Below are 7,390 nucleotides of genomic sequence, written 5' to 3'. Positions count from 1 at the left end.
AAAATCATTTGAATGATTTCTTCTTGGTCTACGTGCCATAAAATACTCCATATATTGATGTTTATAACATCATTTGAGGAGCAGAATATCACTTATAGGAGTTGTTCAAATTTACGGATCCATCTCTCTCCCTGCCACGCAAGACCGCAAACAACTAACACGATAAAGCCTACAACTATCAGGAATAATACAAATTTATCATGATCATCTTTACTCATTAAAAAGTCTTTTATGGTTTGTTATTTTCACTTGCTTATGCCAGGTGAAGTTAGATTCTAGGTGTATTTCTAGGGGTAGTATTAAGATTGCTTTGCAGCTTCATCTTGTGATTAGGAGCATTCAAATTTTCTTCCGGTGCAGTAATCTTTTGCTTCAATAACTGCTCACGGTACTCGCTATAAACTTCAGTTTTATTGCGGGCAGTAAAACGGTGTGCGCTCTGATCTTTAAACTCTGTGAAGTACCGATCTGAATACTTAACAGAAAGTTTTTCAAATGGAATCTCATATTCCATATCATTGATTCGAGCTTTAATCATTGGTTTATCTTTCATCTTGTAGGCATCAAGAACCTTTAATTCTGTTCCCTTCTCAAAGGTTTCTTTCTTAAAGAATCCAGTCTTGATCTGTAACCCTTCCTCAAGTTTGAGAAGCTCACCTTTTGCAATTTTCATACCTCTAATGCTACCGATCTCATCACCTAAAATAGATTTAGATTTAAGATTCGCACGAACCTCGGTAACAATTTCTTCCTTCGTGAATGTACGATTCTCTGAAGTTAAAGCATGTATCTTCGAGTTAATTCCGTATATCTCCCGCTTATCTTCAATATGGTGGCGGTGATCTTGCAGATATGCTTTGATCAATTTTTCTTGCTTGTCTACTAAAGTGAAGTCTGTAGAAAATTCTTTCTTTTCTGATCGTCCTAGAACTTTTTTGAAGTTTTCAAAAGGTGTAACTTCTTTTTCAACAGGATTGTAATTCTGATCATATGAGATTTTCCCATCTGGACGTTTAACGAATTCTTTTTCATTCGTGGTAAACGACATAGCAGAATAATTAATTTCGACATTATGTTTATGTCGGGTCAAAGCAACATAAGTTAAATTAGCATTCATGTTCTCACTCGCCACAATATAGGCATTATCAACAGTCATACCTTGTGATGAGTGAATAGTATTTGCATAACCATATTTAAATTGGTTGTATTCATTTAAATCTACTTTAATGATCTCATTATTTCTATCTGACTGAACCATCATAAATTTAATGTTATTAAGATTATCTTTTTCAAAACCGATTACTTTTGCTGTTTCACCATTGCTAACTTTTAATTTTGAATCATTCTGCTTAAATACAATTTTTTCTCCGACAGTAATTTCAATATCACCGAAAGCAGTTTTAACATGATTACCAGTAGCAGAAAGTTGACCATTTTTAATTAATACATTTCTTGCCATGCGGTTTAATTCATTCACATCATTATTTGAATGAGCAAGCATTAACTTATTTTCGCTAGAATCTTCACTCCAAGATTTAATAGTTTTGGCTAGTGCTAGATCGTGAGATTCATATTCATTAACAGCATTAATGGTCTTATAAATATCTAATGCTTTGTCAACTTCATGCTTAGATAACAACTTAGATGCTTCAATCATTTTCTCTGATTCCTTCGCATATTTTTGTCGTTGTATATTTTCTAATGAAGCAATATTTTTCTTATCAAGGTTATCTTGAATATGAGCAAAAGCAGAACCAGCACTAACAGCACTTAACTGATAACTATCACCAACAAGTTTTATTTGAGCATCATGCTTCTCTACGATCATGAGAAGTTTTTGCATGTCTCTTGAGCCGACCATCCCCGCTTCATCTAAGATCAAGACAGTCTTATTATTGATCTCAAAATTACCACTTTCATATCGGGCAAGGAATGAAGCAATTGTACTGCTTGGAATATTACAATCGTCAGAAATAGCTCTAGCTGTAATTGCCTGCAAAGCAATACCATGAACTTTATAATCTGAAGTTTTGAAGGCTTCAGAAACAGCACTAAGAACATAAGACTTACCAGTACCAGCCGAACCATTTAGCAATGAGATTCGATCAGTAGAAGTCAAAGTATAATAGGCTGCTTCTTGCTCTCTATTGAATGTTCTTTTATCAGCAATTTTTACAGCATTTAAAGTGAATTTTTCAGTTAAATTAAATGGCTTCTGTACTCGACTTTGCTCATTGGCATTGTAGATAAATGCAGTAATAGAATCTTCAATTCCGACCAATTCTTTTGATGAGAATACAACCTTATCTTTCCCAAACAACATTGCCATATCAGGACAAGTCATTACAGCTTCATAGGCTTTAAGATATTGTTCTTGACTGTCAGTATGAGCCATAACAAAACGCTCAAGATCACGGGCAGTAAATACAGACTGATTAGAAGTTAAAGCTCTAATAACTTCCGAAGGACGCTCAATAATAATTTCGCCATTTTGATGACGTATATTTTTTATATTTTCATTAATGAAATATTTATGATTACTAACATAATCAGCCCTGAAGTTTTGACTGGATAATTCAAGCCCCTGAGCCTTATAACTTCTATGATCTATACGAGCATCAAGACCTAAATTTTCGCAAAAATCGTTTACATGGTTAGCCCATGATAAGCGTGTATCTGCCACAAAAACTTTAGATGAAAAATAGCGATCTTTACCTGCCCCGCCCTTTTCAGGATTAGTCGGATTGTAGCGTTTAAAGTGTTGTACTTCGTCACGATCAATACCATCTAATTTTCTTTCACTAAACATCAAATGAATATGAGGATTTTGTTCACCATCACTTGCTAATGGGCTATGAATTGCATAGGAATATGTGAAGTTTTTACCTAAAGTCTTATCTACAAATTCCTGTACTAATTCTTCACGTTGTTCTTTATTCAATTCTCTAGGCAATGAAATTTCCAATTCAGTATAAATACGTCCATTAATGCGTTCGTTCTTATCTGCTGACTTCCAAAAATGAGCAGCATCTTTAGCCCAATTTGGTAAATTTCCTGATTTTATATTTTCTAAATCTTCTCTTTTGTATTTACCTTCACGATTTATATAAGCGTAATGGCTTGCCCCTCGACTTCCCGAAGAACCGTATTGCCTACCTGATTTAACTGATAAGTGATAAATCGCCATAATTCGCCTATTTTGAATCTGCTTTTTTTGTTTCTCGGAGAGAAACGCGGAAGCGTGCATTCCAACTGCTGTTGTCATGATAACTTCAATATATATTCGCTACAAGGTGATAACCCATAGTTCAGAAACCCCAAATCTGAGGGTCTATAAGTGACACGATTAATAAGGATTTTTTTAAGCTATAAACTGTAATTTTTTGTTATTAGATAGACATTAGGATATTTTTTAAACTAAAGGACTGAAAGCCAATTTTAAAATTTTAAAAATCCTATAAAAAATGATCACCTGGCTAAATATTTTTCAATTCAAGTCATACTCAGAATAAATATTTCTTTAATTGTAAAAGTCAGAAATTAATAATTTAATATGATTTTTGTTGTTTAGTGCTGTAATAGATTTCCTCTATTTTTAGTTATGCTATGATTTAAAAATATTGACAATGAGGAAGTGGCAATGGCTATCGAAAATCTAAAATTTACTGAAGATCAAAAAAAGTTTGTAACTGATGAAATCTCTCGTTTGAAGGGATTAGAGAATAGAAACCAAACTGAAGATTTAATTTTGTCACTTGTTAAAAGTATTGAATCAGGCTCACCAACAAAGCAGCAAATTAGTTCATTTGAACGTGTAATGAAAAATGAATTTAAAAAACATAAAGCACGTTTAGAATTAGAAAAAATTAAGGAAGATGAAAAAAAACTTTTAGCTAGTTTGAAAAAAGATGCTCAAGCTGCTCAAGTTAAAGATCGCAAAAAACGTGAACATAAATTAATTTCAATTGGTGCGCTTTTTGAAATAGTAGATTTCCCAACTGAAGATAAAGGAATTATTACTGGTGTTCTTTTAAAGGCTCTTGAATCATATAAATCCAATCCCCAACATTTTGACAGTTTAAAAATTGCTGGTGACAAATTTATTGCTGATCGGGAACAATCAAAAAAATCTAAATCAACTCTAGTTGATAATTCAGGCTCTACAAATTAAAGAATATTCAAACTGGTAAAAATATAATTTAATTTTTTTCAGTCGCAACCCTGCGGGATTGCTTTGTTAATCCCGCTTATAGGTAACATGGAAGTAGTTGCGGGTCTGCGGTCAGCTAGCCAAAATCACAGATTTTGTCTGCTTCGCTTGCCCCATTCAACAGTAATCAGAGAAGGGAGGATTTTTCAGATTTTTCAGTTCGCAAAGTAGACACTTTGCTCTGCTCTATCGTTTAGGATTCAATATCTTTTTTTGAAAATTCAAAATAAATTAAATCTTTTTTACCTAGCTCAACCATTATTGAATTATAAAAATTGACAGGTAAATTTATAAATTCCTGATGCTCCGACCATAGTGCTTGTTCACCTTTGAATAGATATTTATATCTTGGATTGCCAAGTTCTATACGCTCTTTTTCTTTTGCAATTACTTCCGATCTGATTGCATTAAGCATATCTACAATTTGAATTGCTTTAGGGTCAATTTGATATTCCCTAGAGCTTTTCCCATTAATCCAAAGTTGAGCATCACGGCTATTGTACTTAGTTTCTTCCGTGTGGACTACCTTGTAAAATTCAATTATTTGCTCTGGGCTATATAAACCATTTCTGAAGCATTCAATTTTGAATTGAGCATTATTCATTTTTTCAGTTCCTTAATATTCATTATATGATACGCAATGAACCGCATTTTTTTGAAGCATTAGAAATCTAAACATCAAAAAAATGCGGGTGACTATTACCCCTATTTATTTTCAAATAAGAGCCTTAAATATAATTGCCAATCTTTATATATTAATTTTGAATGCTTCATATTTTCCTCTGTAGTGAATTGACCCCCTTCAGGGGGTCAACTGTTTTATGCGTATGATGATGTATAGCAGCGTTTATAAACTTTTGTACCTGTCGGCAATAATTCAAAATCTAATACTGTTGCATTTGCAGACTGATGAATCACGATATAGTTATCCATGATCTTTTTTTTCATTGGCTCTTTGCTGGTAAATTCATTCGGTAAAGGCACAACATAACCTTGCATTGAACCTGTTGCATCATAAGCCTGTTTAAGTTCACGGATGACACAATATGCCCGGCTTTTCTCAATAACTTGATAGAAGTCTACATTTGTTTGCTCATATCCCCATGAGGTATATAAGATCGTCCCGATCTCTAACTGATCACGGAATTTTTTAATTCGGGCTTTTTGTTCTTCCTTGTTCTTGATGGCGTTTTGATGGCTCAAGTTGTCTGATTGAATATTTTGAGAAACAGCTTCTTTCATACGTTCAACTGTTTTAAATCTAGTGTAGATAAAAGGGGGTCGTTTGCGGGAGAGGGCGAAATCCTACGCTAAGGCTTTGGCCAACGATATTCTCCGGTAAGATTGATGTGTTCCCAGGGGATAGGAGAAGTCGCTTGATATCTAGTATGACGTCTGTCGCACCTGCTTGATCGCGGCCGCGATAGCTAGATCGCGTTGCTCCTCTTCTCCATCCGCGTTCCAAGCTGCGGAAAGGCACCCATAAGCGTACGCCTGGTCGAGCAGGCGACGCGGATCGACGTCCAGCGCACGAGAGAATGCGTCCGCCATCTGTGCAATGCGTCTAGGATCGAGACAAAGGTCGTCTCTGTCAGCCGGATCGTAGAACATATTGGCGGCGCCAAAGCCCACTTCACCGACCAGACCGACGGGATCTATCACCAGCCAGCCGCGACTGGAGAACATGATGTTTTCATGATGCAGATCGCCATGTAGCCCACGCAGTTCCGAGGCATTGCTCATCATTTGATCGGCTATAATCGCCGCGTGGACGTAGTCAGTTTGACAACCTGCGTTTTGATCATCGCGCGCCCGCTGAAACAAAGCTGCAAAGCGATCCCGGATCGGGAGAAGGGCAGAAGGCAGGGGTTCCTCAGATGCGGCATACAGCTTCGCCATTAGTTCCGCTGCAATTTCGGTCGCCTGGTAGTCGCCGTGCTCGGCAACGATGTGAGAGAGCATTCGCTCCCCGGCATATTCGAGCAACATCAGATTGTTCTCACGACCGAGCAACCGGACTGCTCCCCTCCCATTGCGCCATACCAGATAGTCGGCCCCGCGCAGTTCATCAGCAATGTCTTCTATAGGTTTCAATCCCTTGACGATTGCAGGAGTCCCGTCTGGCAATGAAACTTTCCAAACGAGGCTGGAAAAGGTGTCCGCAATGAGAACAGGTTGCGAAACGTGCCAATGAGCAGGAAAAACAGGCGGCATGAACATCAACCCCAAGTCAGAGGGTCCAATCGCAGATAGAAGGCAAGGCGTTCGCGGTCGGGGGCTTCGATCCCCAATACATTGAATAGGACAGCGAAGGCGCGCTCTGCTTCATCTGGCGCTGCCCAGTTCTCTTCGGCGTTAGCAATCATGAGTGCCAAATCGGCATAGCGATCTGCTGTTCCGAGCCGCCCAAGGTCGATCAGACCCGTGCATTGAAGAGTTTTAGGGTCCACCATGAAGTTCGGCATGCAGGGATCACCATGGCAAACAACCATATCGGTGCGCTCTTGGTCGAGCCGCACCGGTAGCTCTCGTTCGACACGAGCCAAAAGATCGAGCTGCGGCGTACTCTTGTCCTCGTCCGGTAAGAAGTCGGGATTGACGGCATTGCGGGACACCACATCAACGGCGCGTCCGAACATTCGCGACAGCCTGCGCTCAAACGGACATTGATCAACCGATAGGCTGTGAACAGCGCCAAGTTGCTGCCCCATTGACGGCCACGCTTTGAGCAAATCCGCTCCAGACAGATCAGCCGCCGGTACTCCCGGAATTGCCGTTATCACCAAGCATGCACCCTCCTGTTCCTCCTGCCAGTTGATCACCTCGGGGCAAGCCACACCTCGACCTTTGAGCCAAATGAGGCGGTCACGCTCTCCAGCGAGCTCACCGCGGCGGGAAGCAGGTGCGATTTTCGCGAAGGCATGCCCGTCACCACGTCGAAAAACAAAATCACCAGATTCTCCGCCTCTGACAGGCAACCAGTCAGAATGCGATTCACCAAAAAAAATATTAGTTCGATTCAATGGAGGTTCCTTCAGTTTTCTGATGAAGCGCTCTGTACACGACAAAAATAGATAACTCATTGAAATAATGTCACAATAATTGTTTTCTAACGACGAATACTATGACACATCTCAATGAGTTATATCTTATCTTAAACAAATCTCTAAAATGGAACAA

General features: G+C 38.6%; 6 protein-coding genes. 1 reads left to right on the top strand and 5 read right to left on the bottom strand.

Annotated features, from left to right (window positions below):
- Positions 1-268: 268 nt before the first annotated feature.
- Positions 269-3,187 (bottom strand): AAA family ATPase, encoded by a 2,919-nt coding sequence (locus FTT63_RS14445; RefSeq protein ID WP_005119228.1) that lies wholly within the window; start codon positions 3,185-3,187, stop codon positions 269-271.
- A 453-nt stretch (positions 3,188-3,640) separates the two neighbouring features.
- Here FTT63_RS14445 and FTT63_RS14440 point away from each other — a divergent pair, with 453 nt between their 5' ends.
- Entirely contained in the window at positions 3,641-4,171 is a 531-nt protein-coding gene (locus tag FTT63_RS14440) for a conjugal transfer protein TraD (RefSeq protein ID WP_000963725.1), read from the top strand.
- Between the two features lie 232 nt (positions 4,172-4,403).
- Here the strand turns inward: FTT63_RS14440 and FTT63_RS14435 are convergent, their stop codons facing one another.
- The 4 genes from FTT63_RS14435 to aph(3'')-Ib all read right to left on the bottom strand — a co-directional run bounded on the left by FTT63_RS14435 (position 4,404) and on the right by aph(3'')-Ib (position 7,233).
- Positions 4,404-4,814 (bottom strand): hypothetical protein, encoded by a 411-nt coding sequence (locus FTT63_RS14435; RefSeq protein ID WP_001057867.1) that lies wholly within the window; start codon positions 4,812-4,814, stop codon positions 4,404-4,406.
- A 215-nt stretch (positions 4,815-5,029) separates the two neighbouring features.
- The gene (locus tag FTT63_RS14430; RefSeq protein WP_000656635.1) at positions 5,030-5,452 is read right to left on the bottom strand and encodes a hypothetical protein; all 423 of its coding nucleotides are present in this window, start codon (positions 5,450-5,452) and stop codon (positions 5,030-5,032) included.
- A gap of 141 nt (positions 5,453-5,593) precedes the next feature.
- A complete protein-coding gene (locus FTT63_RS14425; RefSeq protein ID WP_000480968.1) occupies positions 5,594-6,430 on the bottom strand; it encodes an aminoglycoside O-phosphotransferase APH(6)-Id in 837 nt (278 codons plus the stop codon).
- Complete coding sequence (gene aph(3'')-Ib, locus FTT63_RS14420) at positions 6,430-7,233, bottom strand: aminoglycoside O-phosphotransferase APH(3'')-Ib (protein ID WP_001082319.1); 804 nt, start codon at positions 7,231-7,233, stop codon at positions 6,430-6,432. The genes FTT63_RS14425 and aph(3'')-Ib overlap by 1 nt, the downstream gene beginning before the upstream one ends.
- Positions 7,234-7,390 lie beyond the last annotated feature (157 nt).

The organism is Acinetobacter sp. C15 (genome assembly GCF_013420645.1).
GTDB lineage: Bacteria > Pseudomonadota > Gammaproteobacteria > Pseudomonadales > Moraxellaceae > Acinetobacter > Acinetobacter indicus.
Note: the sequence above shows the minus strand (reverse complement) of the source record. Positions and strands in the feature narration are given on the sequence as shown.

Excerpts from the sequence above, each read along its gene's own strand:
- FTT63_RS14445 (WP_005119228.1), bottom strand. The coding sequence starts at position 3,187 with ATGGCGATTTATCACTTATCAGTTAAATCAGGTAGGCAATACGGTTCT.
- FTT63_RS14440 (WP_000963725.1), top strand. The coding sequence starts at position 3,641 with ATGGCTATCGAAAATCTAAAATTTACTGAAGATCAAAAAAAGTTTGTA.
- FTT63_RS14435 (WP_001057867.1), bottom strand. The coding sequence starts at position 4,814 with ATGAATAATGCTCAATTCAAAATTGAATGCTTCAGAAATGGTTTATAT.
- FTT63_RS14430 (WP_000656635.1), bottom strand. The coding sequence starts at position 5,452 with ATGAAAGAAGCTGTTTCTCAAAATATTCAATCAGACAACTTGAGCCAT.
- FTT63_RS14425 (WP_000480968.1), bottom strand. The coding sequence starts at position 6,430 with ATGTTCATGCCGCCTGTTTTTCCTGCTCATTGGCACGTTTCGCAACCT.